This window comes from Mesorhizobium sp. M0217, assembly GCF_040321955.1.
Classification (GTDB): Bacteria; Pseudomonadota; Alphaproteobacteria; order Rhizobiales; family Rhizobiaceae; genus Mesorhizobium.
In genome coordinates this window covers 592112-609151 of the sequence record NZ_JAMYSN010000001.1, presented here as the reverse complement: position 1 = coordinate 609151, position 17040 = coordinate 592112, and the positions used below count along the sequence as shown (strand labels likewise).

The 17040-nt window shown below is 62.8% G+C and carries 13 protein-coding genes; 10 read left to right on the top strand and 3 right to left on the bottom strand.

All coding sequences use genetic code 11. The features are described from left to right. Positions 1-9 precede the first annotated feature (9 nt). Positions 10-1047: a zinc-binding dehydrogenase gene (locus NKJ18_RS02990; protein ID WP_352757786.1), complete on the top strand. Its 1038-nt coding sequence runs from the start codon at positions 10-12 to the stop codon at positions 1045-1047. A gap of 181 nt (positions 1048-1228) precedes the next feature. Here the strand turns inward: NKJ18_RS02990 and NKJ18_RS02985 are convergent, their stop codons facing one another. From NKJ18_RS02985 to NKJ18_RS02975, 3 genes are all read right to left on the bottom strand, one after another. Continuing rightward, positions 1229-4360 (bottom strand): efflux RND transporter permease subunit, encoded by a 3132-nt coding sequence (locus NKJ18_RS02985; protein WP_023704042.1) that lies wholly within the window; start codon positions 4358-4360, stop codon positions 1229-1231. Further along, entirely contained in the window at positions 4357-5520 is a 1164-nt protein-coding gene (locus tag NKJ18_RS02980; protein ID WP_023691844.1) for an efflux RND transporter periplasmic adaptor subunit, read from the bottom strand. Before NKJ18_RS02980 ends, NKJ18_RS02985 begins: the two co-directional genes overlap by 4 nt. Positions 5521-5691: 171 nt before the next feature. Continuing rightward, entirely contained in the window at positions 5692-6516 is an 825-nt protein-coding gene (locus NKJ18_RS02975) for a MurR/RpiR family transcriptional regulator (protein ID WP_023671160.1), read from the bottom strand. A 147-nt stretch (positions 6517-6663) separates the two neighbouring features. Between NKJ18_RS02975 and NKJ18_RS02970 the strand changes: the two genes are divergently transcribed. The 9 genes from NKJ18_RS02970 (at position 6664) to NKJ18_RS02930 (ending at position 17024) form a co-directional block, all read left to right on the top strand. Next, positions 6664-7482 (top strand): N-formylglutamate amidohydrolase, encoded by an 819-nt coding sequence (locus tag NKJ18_RS02970; protein WP_023671161.1) that lies wholly within the window; start codon positions 6664-6666, stop codon positions 7480-7482. Positions 7483-7499: 17 nt separating this feature from the next. Further along, positions 7500-9044: an amino acid permease gene (locus tag NKJ18_RS02965; protein ID WP_023671162.1), complete on the top strand. Its 1545-nt coding sequence runs from the start codon at positions 7500-7502 to the stop codon at positions 9042-9044. Positions 9045-9121: 77 nt separating this feature from the next. Further along, positions 9122-10678 (top strand): amino acid permease, encoded by a 1557-nt coding sequence (locus NKJ18_RS02960; RefSeq protein WP_023691841.1) that lies wholly within the window; start codon positions 9122-9124, stop codon positions 10676-10678. Positions 10679-10756: 78 nt separating this feature from the next. Next, positions 10757-12127, top strand: coding sequence for a glutamine synthetase family protein (locus NKJ18_RS02955; RefSeq protein WP_023701008.1), 1371 nt, complete (start codon positions 10757-10759; stop codon positions 12125-12127). Positions 12128-12216: 89 nt separating this feature from the next. After that, positions 12217-12672: a DUF7662 domain-containing protein gene (locus NKJ18_RS02950; protein ID WP_023695631.1), complete on the top strand. Its 456-nt coding sequence runs from the start codon at positions 12217-12219 to the stop codon at positions 12670-12672. Further along, a complete protein-coding gene (locus NKJ18_RS02945; RefSeq protein WP_352757785.1) occupies positions 12669-13088 on the top strand; it encodes a type II toxin-antitoxin system VapC family toxin in 420 nt (139 codons plus the stop codon). The genes NKJ18_RS02950 and NKJ18_RS02945 overlap by 4 nt, the downstream gene beginning before the upstream one ends. Positions 13089-13101: 13 nt before the next feature. Then, on the top strand, positions 13102-14487 hold the full coding sequence (locus tag NKJ18_RS02940) for an aldehyde dehydrogenase family protein (RefSeq protein WP_352757784.1): 1386 nt from the start codon (positions 13102-13104) through the stop codon (positions 14485-14487). An 18-nt stretch (positions 14488-14505) separates the two neighbouring features. Next, positions 14506-15678, top strand: coding sequence for an iron-containing alcohol dehydrogenase (locus tag NKJ18_RS02935; RefSeq protein WP_023744178.1), 1173 nt, complete (start codon positions 14506-14508; stop codon positions 15676-15678). A 239-nt stretch (positions 15679-15917) separates the two neighbouring features. Beyond that, positions 15918-17024: an ABC transporter substrate-binding protein gene (locus tag NKJ18_RS02930; RefSeq protein WP_023671169.1), complete on the top strand. Its 1107-nt coding sequence runs from the start codon at positions 15918-15920 to the stop codon at positions 17022-17024. Positions 17025-17040: the final 16 nt, after the last annotated feature.

The window sequence follows — 17040 nt, the reverse complement described above, 5'->3', positions numbered from 1 at the left end:
AGCCCCGCCATGGCGATCCCCTCAGACATGAAAGCACTGCTGCTGACCGGCGACGGCTACACCAGGACGCCCTCCGGCAGTGCGCTGGAGGCGATGGAGCCGTACCTCAAGCTTGGCAGCATCGGCGTGCCGACGCCCGGACCGAGCCAGGTTCTAATCAAGGTCAGCCTCGCCTCGATCAACCCGTCCGACGTCATGTTCATCAAGGGCCAGTACGGTCAGCCGCGCGCCAAGGGCCAGCCGGCCGGCTTCGAGGGTGTCGGCACGGTCGTTGCCAGCGGCGACGAGCCCTATGCGAAAAGCCTGATCGGCAAGCGCATCGCCTTCACCACCGGCGTCACCAATTGGGGCGCGTGGGCGGACTATGCAGTTGCCGAAGCTGCCGGCTGCATTCCGCTGCTCGACACGGTCCGCGACGAGGATGGCGCGGCGATGATCGTCAACCCGCTCACGGCGCTCGCCATGTTCGACATCGTCAAGGAGACGGGCGAAAAAGCCTTCATCATGACCGCCGGCGCCAGCCAGCTTTGCAAGCTGATCGCGGGTCTCGCCAAGGAGGCTGGGTTCCGGCCGATCGTCACCGTGCGCCGCGACGAGCAGATTCCGCTGTTGAAGGAGATCGGGGCTGCCCATGTGCTCAACGAGAAGGCGCCGGAATTCAAGGCAGCACTACGCGATGTGGTCAAGGCCGAGCAGCCGCGCATCTTCCTCGATGCCGTGACCGGGCCGGTGGCCTCGGCGATCTTCGACGCCATGCCGAAGCGCTCGCGCTGGATCATCTATGGACGGCTCGATCCGGACACCACTGTCATCCGTGAGCCCGGCCAGATGATCTTCCAACACAAGCACATTGAAGGCTTCTGGCTGGTCGAATGGATGCGCCAGTTCCGCGACAAGCGCGGCCCGGCGATCATGGAAGCACAGAAGCGCTTTTCGGATGGGCGCTGGTCAACCGACGTGACGGCGGTGCTACCGCTGGATGAGGCGATGGCGAAGGTCCCGGCGGAGCTGGCCAAGCCGAACGGGAAGGTGTTTATCAGGCCGTGACTTTCTACCCTCCCCCTTGTGGGGAGGGTCGACGAAGAGCAATTTTGCTCTTTCGTCGGGGTGGGGGTCTTGGCTCCTACCTCTGTTATTCGCGGGAGCGCTGGACCGACGTTAGTTGGCGCTGCACCCCCACCCCGGACCTGCGGTCCGACCCTCCCCACAAGGGGGAGGGTAAGCGGAGCTACTCCGCCGGCTCGACATTGGCGTACGCCGCTTCCTCAAGCTCCCGCTTCAGCCTCGCTTCCTCATGCGTCTTCGGCGTGACGAAGCGGCCGAGCAGGAGGTAGGCGACCGGGGTCAGGAAAAGCGTCGAGACGGTGGCGAGACCCAGCCCGCCGACGATGACCCAGCCGAGCGCGATGCGCGCTTCGGCACCGGCGCCGGCGGCCAACACCAGCGGGACCCCGCCGAGGATGGTGCAGATCATCGTCATCATCACCGGCCGCAGGCGGATGATCGAGGCCTGCTCGATCGCCTCGCGCACGCCGAGGCCGCGGTCGCGCAGCTGGTTGGCGAATTCGACGATGAGGATGCCGTTCTTGGCCATGACGCCGACCAGAAGCACGAGGCCGATCTGGCTGTAGGCATTGAGGCTGGTGCCTGACAAAAGCAGCGCAAAGATTGCGCAGGCAAGGCCGAGCGGGACCGTCGCCATGATGATGACGGCGCTGACGAAGCTTTCGAACTGGGCGGCAAGCACCAGGAGGATGATGACCAGCGCGAAGCCGAAAATGGTGATCATGGCGCTGTTGGTCTCGCCGAGCGTCGCGGCTTCGGCCAGCGGCAGGACGCGGCTGCCCGGCGGCAGCAGCGGGGCGGCGATCTGCTCGGCAACGCCGAGCGCGTCACCCAGTGCGAAATTGCCGTTCAGGTTCGAGGTGATCGCCACCGAAGGCTGCTGCTGTTCGCGGGTCAGCGACGGCGGCACGGCGCGCTCGGTCAGCGTGGCGATGGTCGACATTGGCACGAAGCGGCCGTCGGCGGTCTTCAGGAAGATGTTTTCCAGATCGGTCGGATCATTGATCGGGTTGGTGGTCGAGACCAGCTTCACGCCATAGCTGCGGTCGGCGATGTAGACATCGACGACATCGTTGCCGTCGAGCATCGCCTGCAAGGTGTTGGCGAGCCCTGATATGTCGATGCCGAGATCGGAGGCGCGCTCGCGGTCTATGGCCACCGCCAGCTGCGGCTGCGTCGGGTCGATGGAAAGCCGCGGCGTCTGGAAGCGCGGATCGGCCTGCATCCGGGCGATGATCTTCACCGCCGCGTCGCCGAGCGCCTTGCGGTCGTTGCCGACCAGCGCGAATTGCAGGCCGTTGCCGGCGCCGCGAATGCCGAGGCTATTGGCCTGCACCGGGAAGATGCGCACGGATGGCACCTGCCGGGTCAGCTGGCTTATCTGCGCCATGATCTCCTGCTGGCTGCGCGTGCGCTCGTCCCACGGCGCCAGCGTCATCACCATGAAGCCGGAATTGTAGGCGCCGTTCTGGCCGGCGTTTTCGAAGGTCGAGACGATCTCGCCGGAATCGCGCAGCGGCTGGATCAGCCGCTCGATCTTCTGCATCTGCTGCGTGGTGTAATCGAGGCTGACGCCTTGCGGCGCGTTGATGCGCAACAGCACGACGGCGCGGTCCTCGCTCGGCGTCAGTTCCTGGCGGATGGTGCCGAACAGGCTGAAGGCGACGCCCGCAAACAGCACCGCAACCAGCAGCACGATCCACGGCGCGCCGAGGCAGGCATGCAAGGCGCGCTTGTAGGCCGCGTTCAGCGCGCCACCGACGCGCGCGCCAATGCCGTGACCGCCTTCATGGTGGAGCGATGCGCCGGTCAACATGCGCGAGGCCAGCATCGGGCACAGCGTCAGCGCCACCACGCAGGAGAGCAGCACCGACATGGCGAGGACGAAGCCGAATTCGCGAAACAGGCCGCCGGTCTGTCCCGGCAGGAAGGAGATCGGCACGAAAACGGCAACGAGCGTCAGCGTCGTGGCGATGACTGCGAAGAACACTTCTTGGGCGCCGAGCACGGCGGCGGCACGAGGCCCCATGCCTTCGTTGCGCCGTCGCACGATGTTTTCCAAAACGACGATGGCGTCGTCGACGACAAGGCCGGTCGCCAGCACCAGCGCCAGAAGCGTCAGAATGTTGATGGAGAAGCCTGCGAGATAGATGGCGGCGATGGTGCCGATCATGGCGACCGGCATTGACAGACCAGGGATCAGCGTCGCGCGCCAGTCGAGCAGGAAGATGTAGATGACGATCAGCACCATGGAGATCGACAGGCCGAGCGCGATCTCGACCTCGTGCACGGCGCCGTTGACGAAGACTGCGTCGTCGCTGGTGATCTTGATCGACATGCCCTTGGGCAGGTTTTCCTGCAGCTTGGCGACGGCTGCTTTCACTCCGGTGGAAATATCCAGCGTGTTCGATTCCGCCTGACGGATGATGCCAAGGCCAATGCCGGTCTTGCCGTCGGAGCGCAACGAGGTCTGGCCGATGTCGGGACCGAGCGTGACGGTGGCGACGTCGCGGATGCGCGTCGTGCCGCCGATGATGATGTTTTCGAATTCTTCCGGCGTCGTCACATCGGCCGTGGTGCGGACGATGAGATCCTGGTTGGTGGTGGTGATCGAACCGGCTGGTGAATCGAAAGCGACCGAGGCAAGCGCTGCCCTCAGATCGGCGACAGTGAAGCCGAGGCTGGCGAGCTTGTTCTGGTCGACATCGATGCGGAAGATCTTGTCGCGGTCGCCATAGACCTGAACGTCGGCGACGCCAGGCACGGCAGCCAGTTCGTCCTCGATCTGGTCCTGGACGATCACCGTCATGTCCTGCACCGACATGGTGTCGGAGGTGACGGCCAGTCGCATCACGGCATCGGAATTGGCATCGGCCTTGACGATGCGCGGCGGGTCGGCGGTCTCCGGTATCATGTTGGCGACACGGCCGACCGCGTCGCGCACGTCGGAGGCGGCGACGTTCAAATCGACGCCGTCGTTGAACTCGATGGTGACGCGGCTCTGGCCGAAGGAAGAGGTCGACGAGATCGACTTGACGCCGGAGACGCGGGCGACCGCGCCCTCGATGGTGTCGGTCAGTTCACGGTCGACGGTTTCGGCGGCGGCACCCTCGAAGGCCGTCGACACGGTGACCACGGCGCGGTCGACATCGGGCAGTTCGCGGATTTCGACGCCATAGAAAGCGGCAAGGCCGGCCACTGCGATCAGCGTGTTCAGCACGAAGGCCATAACCGGCCTGCGGATGAAGAGTGCGGTGAAGCCGGTTTCGCTGGCGGTGCTGACGGGTGCAGTCATGAGCCTTCGGCAGCTTCCGCGGCGCGCTGATCCTGGCCGGCGATGCGGACCGCGCCGCCTTCGCTGACGCTCTGGGTGCCTTCGGTGACGACCATGTCGCCATCCTCGATCTCAGCGTCGATCAGCACCGTCTCAGTGTTGCGCTGGATGATGCGCACGGGAACGCGCCTGGCCTTGCCGTCCTCGACCTGCCAGACATAGGCGCCGTCGGAACCCCACAGGATTGCCAGCGGGCTGACGGCCGGATAGGTGTCGCCGGGGAAGCGCATGGTGATGCCGAACGACATGCCGGCGCGCAGCGAATCCGCCGGATTGGCGATTGCAGCCTTGACCAGCAGGGTGCGGCTCTTTTCGTCGATGTGGTTGTCGATGGCCGACACAGTGCCGGTATAGGCCTTGCTCGGATTGGCGATCGGCGTCGCCGACAGTTGCGCGCCGACCTTGACGGCGGCGGCGAAGCGCTCGGGCACCAGGAAATCGACCAGGATGGAGGAGCGGTCGTCAAGCGTGGCGATCGCCGACTGGCTGGTGACGTAATTGCCGGCCGATATCGGCAGGATGCCGACCGTGCCGGCGATAGGGGCGACGATCGAACGACGCTGCAAGGCGAGTTCGGCATCCTGCAGCGCCAGTTTGGCGCCGGCCAGCACCACTTGGGCATCGGCGACGGCGACCGGGGTCGCGGCGTTGGAGGCCCTCAATGATTTCACCCGCTCGAGCTTGTCCTGGGCATCCTGCAAGGCAAGCTTGGCACGATCTTGCGAGATCACCTCGGTCTCGGAATCGAGAACAGCGATGATCTGCCCCTTGTCGACGCGGGTGCCGGATTGGACGAGAAATTCAACGAGGCGCCCAGAGCTGTATGGGTTGACCGTCACCGAGGCGTTGGCGCGGCCGGTGCCGATCGCCTGCAGGCGATCGTTGATGGTGGCGGTGGTCGCCGGCAAGGCGACGACATTTGCCGGGCGGCCGGCAGCGTTGCGGCCGCCTGCCTGTTTTGTCGTGTCGACCGCACCGGTTGTGGCGGGCGCCGAAGCATAGGTCCAGTCGATGCCCCAGCGTGCTAGAACCTCCGGCGCGCCCGGGAAGAATCGCGCCCAGGCGAGGACAGCCGCGACCAGGATCACAAGCGCAAAAACGATCTGTTTCCAGGCGGCCATCGACACTCCGGTTGGCAAAACGTCTACCGGTTTCGCCAAGCAAAAAAACGCGCAGCGACGCACCCGGTATGTGCGAAGCCGCCGCAATATCATGGCTTTATGGCAATTCTGCCGCTTCCATGCACATTAAATCTGCGTAATTTTGCGCACTTGCGGCGGGGATTGAGCGTGTCAGCGCAGGCTTTCGAGGTCGCGGATGCGCCTGGCGCTGTCGGCCTCGAGCTGCCTGGTGACGGCGCCGATCAGCGTCTCGGCGACAACGAACAGAGCGGCGGAAGAGTCCCACGCCGAAGGCACGGCGGTGCGTCCGGCAATGACATGGCGGGCGAAGCGGGCGATCGGCGATAGCCACTGGTCGGTGAACAGCACGATCTGAACGCCGCGCTGATGCGCGGTCTGGGCAAAGCGGACCAGACTGTCCTGATAGCGCCTGATGTCGAAGATCACCAGCACGTCGCGCTTGCCCATGTCGATCAGCCGGTCGCGCCAGATGCTCTCCTGGCCGGCAAGGTGATAGACATCGGGCTGGATGATGGCGAGATGGGCGGCCATGTAGCGTGCCAACGGATCGGTGAAGCGGCCGCCGATCAGGAATGTCTTGCCGCGCCGGTCGGCAAGCCTTGCGGCGATGTCGGCAAGCTGTCTGTCGGAGAGATGCCTGAAGGTCTCGCGCATATTGTCCAGCGTCGCCTCCAGCATTGGCGATACTGCACCGCTTGGGGAGGCCGGGTTGAGCGTGCGCGATGCCGGCGACTGCAATTGCGCCGCCAGTTCGTCCTGCAGCGCCGACTGGAATTCGGGATAGTTCTGGAACCCCAGCCTGGAGACAAAGCGCAGGATGGTCGGCGACGATACGCCGGCGGCGGTCGAGAACTCGGCGACCGTCTTCAGCCCGATCAGCGGATAGTTCGCAATCAGTGTCTGCGCGGCGCGGCGCTCGCCGGCCGGCATCGTGCCGATGCGGTCCGAAATCAGTTCGGCAATGCTGGAAATCATCGTTTTCCCCACCCCTGAGCCCGTCCAGACCGCTTCCCCGAAATCGCATTTGACAAAGCCGGACAAACTGTATGAAATCATCCACAGGGACGCAATGAGGCAAAATACGTAACATAAGATACAGCGCTCCCCAGGGGACGGCAGACTATGGAGAGAGCACGGCCCGCCAGCCTTGCATCGTCTGATACCGTAGGGGTGACGAACCCCGGCGGGTCCAGCCCTTTCGTGCTGACCTGCGACCACGCTTCCAACTTCCTGCCGTCCGAATTCGGCACGCTTGGCCTGCCGGCCGAGGACCTCTCCCGCCACATCGCCTGGGACCCCGGCGCGCTGCCGGTGGCGCGCCGCATCGCGACCGCCCTCGATGCGACGCTCATCGAAACCCGCATCTCGCGCCTGATAATCGACTGCAACCGTCCGCTCGACGCACCGGACCTGGTGCCGCCGGTCAGCGAGACGACGGCCATTCCGGGCAATGCCGGCCTGTCGGACAGTGAGCGCGCCGAGCGCATCGCTTTGTCGTGGCGGCCGTTCCACGACACGATCGCATCGATCATCGACGACCGGCAGGCGCGTGGGCAGGACACCCGGCTGGTGTCGGTGCATTCCTTCACGCCGGTCTACAAGGGCAAGAACCGGCCCTGGCATATCGGCATCATCCATGATGACGACCGCCGGCTGGCGTCGCCGCTGATAGCGGCGCTGCAGCGGCTCTCCGGCGTCACTGTCGGCATCAACGAGCCCTATTCGCCGGCCGACCGCGTATATTTCACTTTGGAGCGCCATGCACGCTCGCGCGGCCTTGCCTGCGCAATGATCGAAATCCGCAACGACGAGATCTCCGGCGAGACCGGGCAGCGGAAATGGGCGGATCTGCTCACGGGCATTTTTTCTGACCTGGAACCCGAGGAGGCCAAGGGTTCCCGGCGACACGCAATGGGAAAGTCAGTTCAATCGGCCAGCTAGAAAAACAGGGGACGAAAATGGCAGGACCGGACAAATCAGACGCTGAAAGATCGGAGGATGTAAAAACCCTCCATAGCATGGGCTATGCCCAGGAGTTGGCTCGCCGCATGAGCGGCTTCTCGAATTTCGCAATTTCCTTTTCGATCATTTGTATTCTGGCGGGCGGCATCACGTCCTTCCCGCTGGCCATGGCGACCGGCAGCGGCTTCGAGGCGACTGTCGGCTGGGTCATCGGCGGCGTCTTTGCACTTGTCGTTGCCGCGTCCCTTGGCCAGATCGGCTCGGCCTACCCAACGGCCGGCGGTCTCTACCACTGGTCGTCAATTCTCGGCGGGCGCGGCTGGGGCTGGGCCACGGCCTGGATCAACTTGCTCGGCCTGGTCTTCGTCGTCGCCTCGGTCAATGTCGGCGTCTACGCGCTGTTCAAGGACCTTGTCTGGTCCGGCGTGTTCGGCAACGACGTCTCCGCGTGGGGCTATCAGGAGCAGGTGATCGGCGTTGTGATCATCACGGTCGCACAGGCGCTGATCAACCATTTCGGTATCAGGCTCACCACCATGCTGACGGATTTCTCGGGCTACCTCATTCTGGTCGTCGCCGTCGTGTTGACCGCGATGTTCCTGATCTGGGGCGCAAGCTGGGATTTCTCGCGGCTCACCACCTTCGTCAACAACACCGGTGATCCAGGCGCAGGCTACGTTCCGACCGCACGGACGGCACTCGTCGCCTTCCTGATCGGCCTGCTCTACCCACTCTACACCATCACCGGCTTCGACGCTTCGGCCCACACGTCCGAAGAGACCCACAATGCCCGCGTGGCGGTGCCGCGCGGCATGATCCATTCGGTCCTGTGGTCGCTGGTGTTCGGCTTCGTCATGGCCGTTTCGTTCGTACTGGCCAGCCCCGATCTGGCAGCGACGGCCAAGGATGGCGCCAATGCCTGGTTCAATCTCTTCAACAAGCTGCCGGCACCATTCCTGCTGAAGAGCATCATTGCCATCGCAATCGTGCTGGCGAACTTCATCTGCGCTCTCGCCGGACTGACGTCGACCTCGCGCATGATCTTTGCCTTCGCGCGTGACGGCGGCCTGCCCGGTTCGTCGGTGTGGAAAACCGTCAGCCCGACATGGCGCACGCCGGTGGCGGCAATCTGGCTCGGAGCGGTGCTCGCGGTCGCAGCGACATTGTACTCGCCGGCTTTTGCCGCACTGGCGGCCGGCTGTGCATTGTTCCTCTACGTGTCCTACGCCATGCCCGTGGCCGCCGGCCTGCTTGCCGAGGGCAAGAGCTGGACCGAATTCGGCCCGTTCCGCCTCGGCATCTGGTCCAAGCCGTTCGCCGTCATCACGGTGCTTGGCGTTCTGGTGCTGATGTATGCCGGCATCCAGCCGCCCTTCGACATCCTGATCAACTATGCCATCGGCCTGATCGTTCTGCTCATGGTGCTGTGGTTCGGCATCGAATCGCGCCGCTTCAAGGGCCCGCCGATCGGCGCCGACATTGCTCGCCGCGCTTCGGAGATCGCGGCCGCGGAAGCAGCCGTCGGCCAGACGGCAGGCTAACAGCAAGACTAGATGCTCCGGCCGGCGCAAGCCGACCGGGGCAGGGCCGGCCAGCTAAGAACGCAAAGGGGACTACAATGGCAGCACCGGGTTATTCAGACACAGACAAGGCGGAAGACGTAAAGCACCTCCATTCCATGGGCTACGCCCAGGAACTTGAGCGGCGGCTAAGCCGCTTCTCCAACTTCGCCGTTTCCTTCTCCATCATCTGCATCCTGTCGGGCGGCATCAATTCGCTAGCGCAGGCAACGTCGGGCGCCGGCGGTATCGGTATCGGCATCGGCTGGCTGGTCGGCTGCTTCGTTTCGCTCACCTTCGCGGTCGCCATGTCGCAGATCAGCTCGGCCTATCCGACGGCCGGCGGCCTCTATCACTGGGGTTCGATCCTCGGCAATCGCGGCACCGGCTGGGTGACGGCCTGGCTCAACCTGCTCGGCCTGATCACCGTGCTCGGCGCCATCAATGTCGGCACCTGGACGTTCTTCATCGGCGCCTTCGGGCCGACGCTCGGCATCGAGGGTACGCTGACCAATCAGATGATCTTCCTGGTCATCATCACTGGCGCCCAGGCCCTGATCAACCATCTCGGCATCAAGCTGACGGCGAAGTTGACCGATTTTTCGGGCTACCTGATCTTCTTCGGCTCGATCCTGATTGCGGTCGTCTGCCTGTTCTCCGCCGAGACCTGGGATTTCAGCCGGCTCTTCACCTTCCACAACTACTCGGGTGAGGCCGGCGCCAGCGTCTGGCCGTCCGTCTCGAACGCCTGGGTGTTCGCTCTCGGCCTTCTGCTGCCGATCTACACCATCACCGGCTACGATGCTTCGGCACACACTTCCGAGGAAACCATCAAGGCGGCCTCATCGGTGCCGCGTGCGATGGTGATGTCGGTTATCTGGTCGGCGGTCTTCGGCTATTTGTTCCTGGCCGCCTTCGTGCTGATGATCCCCAACATGGACGACGCCGCCAAGCAGGGTTGGAACGTGTTCTTCTGGGCCTTCGACCAGCGCGTCAGTCCCGGCCTCAAGGAGTTCGTCTACCTCGTCGTGTTCATCGCCCAGCTGTTGTGCGGCCTCGCAACCGTCACCTCGGCTTCGCGCATGATCTTTGCCTTCTCGCGTGACGGCGGCCTGCCGGGCTCGTCGGCACTGGCCAAGGTCAGCCCGACCTATCGCACGCCGGTGGCGGCCATCTGGACGGCGTCGGTCCTGTCGGTGCTGTTCGTTTGGGGTTCGACGCTGGTTTCGGTCGCCGGCACTTCGGCCTACACCATCGTCGTCTCGTGCACCGTCATCTTCCTGTTCCTGTCCTTCACCGTGCCGATCGTGCTCGGCATGGTGGCCTGGGGCACGCCGAAGTGGGACAAGATGGGACCGTGGAACCTGGGCCGTGGCATCTTCATGCTGTTCGGGGTCCTTTCCATAGTGTCGATGATCCTGATCTTCATCATCGGCATCCAGCCGCCGAACGACTGGGCGCTGTACATCACCGTCGGCTTCTTCATCCTGACGGCGATTGTCTGGTTCGCCTTCGAGCGCAATCGCTTCCAGGGCCCGCCGCTGGGCGACATCATCGCGGCGCGTCAGGCAGCGATCAAGGCTGCCGAACAAGCTGTCGGCGAAACCGGCCACTGACGTCACGATCATGGCCATGGCCGGCGGGCAGCCGGCTATGGTTCGTCCTCAACGACCAAGCACTGGAGTGCCAAAGGAATGGCCGGAAATTTCTCGTTCGATCAGTTGAAGAAAGCGGTCTCCAGTGGCGAGATCGACACGGTGCTGGCCTGCATCGTCGACATGCAGGGCCGGCTCGCGGGAAAGCGTTTCCTGGCGCAGTACTTCGTCGATTCCGCCCATGACGAGACGCATGGCTGCAACTATCTGCTCGCCGCCGACATCGATATGGAGCCGGTGCCGGGCTACAAGGCGGCAAGCTGGTCGAAGGGCTATGGCGACTTCGTCATGAAGCCGGACCTTGCGACGCTGCGGCGGATTCCGTGGCTGGAAAAGACCGCGCTGGTGATCTGCGACGTGCTCGACCACCACACCCATGACGACCTTCCGCATTCGCCGCGCGCGATGCTGAAAAAGCAGGTCAAGCGGCTCACCGAACGCGGCTATATCGGCTACTTCGCCTCCGAGCTCGAATTCTACCTGTTCAACGAGACCTACGATTCCGCCCGCAAGAAGCACTGGCAGGGGCTCGACACCGCGTCGCCCTATATTGGCGACTACCAGATCGGCATCACCACCAAGGAAGAAGGCGTCATGCGCCGGCTTCGCAACGAGATGGAAGCGGCGGGCATTCCGATCGAAAACTCCAAGGGCGAATGGGGCCCAGGCCAGGAAGAGATCAATGTGCGCTATGCCGAAGCGCTCGACATGGCCGACCGCCACGTCATCCTGAAGAACGGCGCCAAGGAGATTGCCGAGTCCGAAGGCAAGTCGATTTCCTTCATGTCGAAATACAATTACGGGCTCGCCGGTAATTCCAGCCACATCCACAATTCGCTGTGGAGCGCCGACGGCAAGACGCCATTGTTCTTCGACAAGAAGGCGGACTGGACTTTGTCCACGCTTGGCCAGCAATGGGCGGCTGGGCAACTGAAATATGCCAGGGAGTTTACCTGGTTCCTGGCGCCCTACATCAACTCCTACAAGCGCTTCCAGGCCGGCACCTTCGCACCGACCAAGATCATGTGGAGCGAGGACAACCGCACCGCCGGCTTCCGCCTGTGCGGTGAGGGCACCAAGGGCATCCGCATGGAATGCCGCATCGGCGGCGCCGACCTGAACCCCTATCTCGCTTTCGCGGCGCTGATCGCCGCCGGCCTTGCCGGCATCGACGAGAAGCTCGAACTGCAGAAGCCGTTCGTCGGCGATGCCTACCAGGCCTCGCGCCTGCCGGAGATCCCGAAGACGCTGCGCGACGCCACCGAGACGCTGGCCAAGTCGAAGATGCTGAAGCAGGCGCTCGGCGACGATGTGCTCGAACATTATGTCCACACCGCAAAGTGGGAGCAATTCGAATACGACCGCCGCATTACGGATTGGGAACTGCACAGGGGGTTCGAGCGGTATTAAACTTTATACAGCTTTAATGTTGACACTGTAGTGAAGTTAGTACCATATGGTACCTGTAAACTGCAGTGCGCTACATTGAGGAGTTTGCAATGTCCAAATATGCGCCGCTCAAGGACTTTCTCATTGCCCAAAATGTCGATCGCGTTCCGATGTCATTCGCCGAAATCGAGAGAGTGCTCAATCTGCCGCTGCCCGCATCGAAGCAATACCCTGCATGGTGGAGCAACAATCCGAGCAACAATCCCATGACAAGGGAGTGGCTTGAGGCTGGGTTCGAAACCGAATCCGTCAATATAGGGAGTGGGAAACTGGTATTTCGCCGCGTTCGCAAAGTACCCATTTCGGCGCCGCCCAGTGGTAGCGTGCCTGCCGCGCCAAAGGAGGCGCGCGCGGATCGCCACCCCGGTTTTGGTTTCATGAAGGGCCTGATAACAATCGAAGCCGGATTTGATATCACCAAACCTTTCGATGACGAGCCATGGGACCGGGGCTATCTGGGCGGTGAGGCTGACGCGCGTGACGGCAAACTTGCGGTGCGTAAATGAGCGAAGAGCCAAACCTGCTTCTGGATACATGTGCGATGATCTTTGTCGCCAACGATAGTCTGATCGATCCGCACGCAAGCCGGGAGATTTCGGAAGCGGCCTATGACGGCCGTCTGTATCTTTCGCCGATGTCGGCATGGGAGATCGGAATTGGCGTAGCCAAGGGCCGGCTCAATCTGCCATTGGCGCCACTCGACTTCGTGGAGCGTTTCATCGACCGAATGTCGGCAAAGCTCAGCGCTATCTCACCAGCCATTCTGATTGCGTCATCCAACCTGCCCGGTCCGCCTCATGGTGATCCCATGGATCGGATACTGATGGCAAGTGCGAGAGCGTTGGACATGGTTCTGGTGACGCGTGACGAGCCCATCCTTCGCTATGGCCGCAACGGCCATCTGCGTACGCTAGCCTGCTAAACTGGAGCATCCTTTGGAAACCGTAAAACTCAAATCGCCCATCGATGGTTCGATCTATGCCGAGCGACCGATCGCGACCGACCAGGCGATCAATGCCGCGGTCGAGCGCGCCAAAGCGGCGCAGGAGAAGTGGGCGCTGAAGCCGATCGTCGAGCGCGGCAAATTTATGCTGGCGATGCTCGAAGCGCTGGTCGCGATGACCGACGAGATCGTGCCGGAGATCGCCTGGCAGATGGGGCGACCGGTGCGCTATGGCGGCGAGTTCGGCGGCGTCAGGGAACGCACCAATTACATGGTCGAGATCGCTGACGCCGCGCTGAAATCCGTGCCGGCATCCAACCCGAAGGACGGCTTCCGACGCTATGTGAAGAAGGATCCGCTCGGCGTCGTCATGGTGATCGCGCCGTGGAACTATCCCTATCTGACCGCCGTCAACACCATCGTGCCGGCACTGATGGCCGGCAATACTGTTATCCTCAAACATGCGGCGCAGACGCTGCTGGTCGGCGAACGGTTCCAGCAGGCGTTCGACAAGGTTGGGCTGCCCAAGGGCGTGTTCCAGAATGTCGTGCTGAACCATGCCCAGACTGAGAAGCTGCTCGGCTCGGGCAAGATCGACCATGTCAATTTCACCGGTTCGGTCGGCGGCGGCCGCGCCATCGAGAAGGCGGCGGCCGGCACCTTCATGACGCTCGGGCTCGAACTCGGCGGCAAGGATCCGGCCTATGTGCTGCCCGACGCCAAGCTCGACCATGCGGTGGCCAATCTGGTCGACGGCGCCTTCTACAATTCCGGCCAGTGCTGCTGCGGCATCGAGCGCGTCTATGTGCATGAGAAGGTCTACGACCAGTTCGTCGAAGGTTTCATCGCCGAGACGAAGAATTATGTGGTCGGCAATCCGCTGGAACAGGCGACGACAATGGGGCCGATGGCGCAGGCGCGCTTTGCCGACCTGATCCGCGAGCAGAAGGCCGAGGCGCTGCGCAAGGGTGCAATCGCACACATCAATATGAAGGTGGCTAACGACAAGGCCGGCTCGCCCTATCTGGCGCCGGAAGTGCTGACCGGCGTCGACCACCAGATGAGCGTCATGCGCGAGGAAAGTTTTGGCCCGATCGTCGGCATCATGAAAGTGCGCAACGACGAGGAGGCGATCGCGCTGATGAACGACAGCCCCTACGGGCTGACCGCTTCGATCTGGACCGGCGATATCGAGCATGCGGTGGCGATCGGCGACCGCGTCGAGACCGGCACCGTGTTCATGAACCGCTGCGACTACCTCGATCCGGCGCTGGTCTGGACCGGCGTCAAGGACACCGGCAAAGGCGTCGCCCTTTCGGCGCTCGGCTACGACAATCTGACCCGGCCGAAATCTTTCCATCTGCGCGAAGCCATCTGATTTTTTGAAAGACAAGACATGTCCAAGCTGATCTCCAAATGGAACTACCCGACCACCGTCCGCTTCGGCGCCGGGCGCATCAAGGAACTGCCTGAGGTGCTCGCTGCCACCGGCATTAAGCGGCCGCTATTCGTCACCGATCCGGGGTTGGCGAAACTGCCGGTCGTCGCTTCGACGCTGAAAATCCTCGACGACGCCAAGGTATCCTATGGCGTGTTCTCCGAGGTGAAGCCGAACCCGGTCGATTCCAACCTCACCGCCGGCATCGCCGTGTTCAAGAAGGGCAAGCATGACGGCGTCATCGCCTTCGGCGGCGGTTCAGCGCTCGATCTCGGCAAGCTGATCGCGTTCCAGGCTGGCCAGACGCGGCCGATCTGGGACTTTGAGGATGTCGGCGACTGGTGGACGCGCGCCAATTCGGATGCCATCGCGCCGATCATCGCCGTGCCGACCACTGCCGGCACAGGCTCGGAAGTCGGGCGTGCCGGCGTCATCACCAATGAGGCGACGCACACCAAGAAGGTCATCTTCCATCCGAAGCTTTTGCCGGCAATCGTTATTGCCGATCCGGAACTGTCGGTCGGCATGCCCGGCTTCATCACCGCCGGCACCGGCATGGATGCGCTGGCGCATTGCCTCGAAGCCTATTGCGCGCCGGGCTATCACCCGATGGCCGACGGCATTGCCGTCGAAGGTGTGCGCCTGGTGTTCGAGAACCTGCCCAAGGCCTACGCCAACGGCAAGGACCTTGTCGCGCGCGCCCACATGATGAGTGCGGCCGCCATGGGTGCTGCCGCCTTCCAGAAGGGTCTTGGCGCCATCCACTCGCTGTCGCATCCGATCGGCGCGCTCTACGACACCCATCACGGCATGACGAATGCGGTGTTCATGCCCTATGTCTTGGCCTTCAATCGCGACTCCATCGAGGAGCGGATTGCCCGGCTCGCTGCCTATTGCGGCATCAAGGGTGGCTTCGACGGCTTTGCCAAAGCGATCATCAAGCTGCGCAAGGAATTGAAGGTGCCGCATGCGCTGCCCGATCTGATCAAGGGGCTCGACATGGACAAGAAGCGCAAGGGGCTGATCGCCGACATGGCGGTGGTCGATCCGACAGCCGGCGGCAACCCGGTCAAGCTGACCAAGAAAGCAGCGCTGACGCTGCTCGAGAACACTATCGCCGGCACTGTCTGAGGCGGTTTCTGCGCCGGACGTGATCTAAAAACGAAGGGAAAGGAAGGGCAAGGGGGCAAAAAGCAAGGCAATAAACCATTAGCCGGGAAATTAAGTCGAGGCTAATTGCTACAGCCGGTTAAAAAGAGTTAACTTTTCGTACCGCCGGGGGCCAGTTTCAAAAAGCTTTCATCTGGCTGTCATATGAAACCGATACCGCATCGCAGGCGTCCAGGACGCCAGTTCAACGGAGAGAACACATGTTCAAGTTCACAGGGAAAGTGCTTTCCCTTTCGGCCGTCGCCCTCATGGCGACCTCTGCTATCTCGTCGGCCCAGTCCATGGATGAACTGGTTGCCGCTGCGAAGAAGGAAGGCCAGCTCACGACAATCGCGCTGCCGCATGACTGGTGCGGCTACGGCGCCGTCATCGACGGCTTCAAGGCAAAGTATCCTGAGATCACCATCAACGAACTCAACCCCGATGCCGGCTCCGGCGACGAGGTCGAGGCGATCAAGGCCAACAAGGACAACAAGGGCCCGCAGGCGCCCGACGTCATCGACGTTGGCCTGTCCTTCGGCCCGACCGCCAAGGCTGACGGCCTGATCCAGCCCTACAAAGTGTCGACCTGGGACTCGATCCCCGACAGCGCCAAGGATGCCGATGGTTACTGGACCGGCGACTACTATGGCGTGCTATCCTTCCTGGTGAACAAGGACCTCGTCAAGGAAGCGCCTGCTGACTGGGCTGACCTGCTGAAGCCGGAATTCGCCAACACCGTGGCGCTTGCCGGCGACCCGCGCGCCTCGAACCAGGCCATCCAGGCCGTCTACGCGGCCGGCATTTCCGGTGGTGCGGCTGCCGGCGAAGCTGCTGGCACTGCTGGTCTCGACTTCTTCAAGAAGCTTAACGCCGCCGGCAATTTCGTGCCGGTCATCGGCAAACCGGCGACCCTGGCACAAGGCCAGACGCCGATCCTGGTGACCTGGGATTACAATGCACTTGCCGGTCGCGACACGCTGAAGGGCAATCCGCCCGTCGACGTCGTCGTGCCCAAGACCGGTGTGGTTGCCGGCGTCTATGTGCAGGCGATCAGTGCTTTCGCACCGCATCCGAACGCTGCCAAGCTCTGGCTGGAGTATCTCTACTCCGACGAAGGCCAGATCGGCTGGCTGAAGGGCTATTGCCACCCGATCCGCTTCAACGATCTTGCCAAGAACGGCAAGCTCCCGGCGGACGTGATGGCCAAGCTGCCGCCGGCCGAGGCTTACGCTGCCGCGGTGTTCCCGACGCTGGACGAGCAGGGCAAGGCAAAGGAAGCCGTCACCAAGAACTGGGATGCCGTCGTCGGCGCCAACGTCAAGTAAGGCTTGAAACCAACCG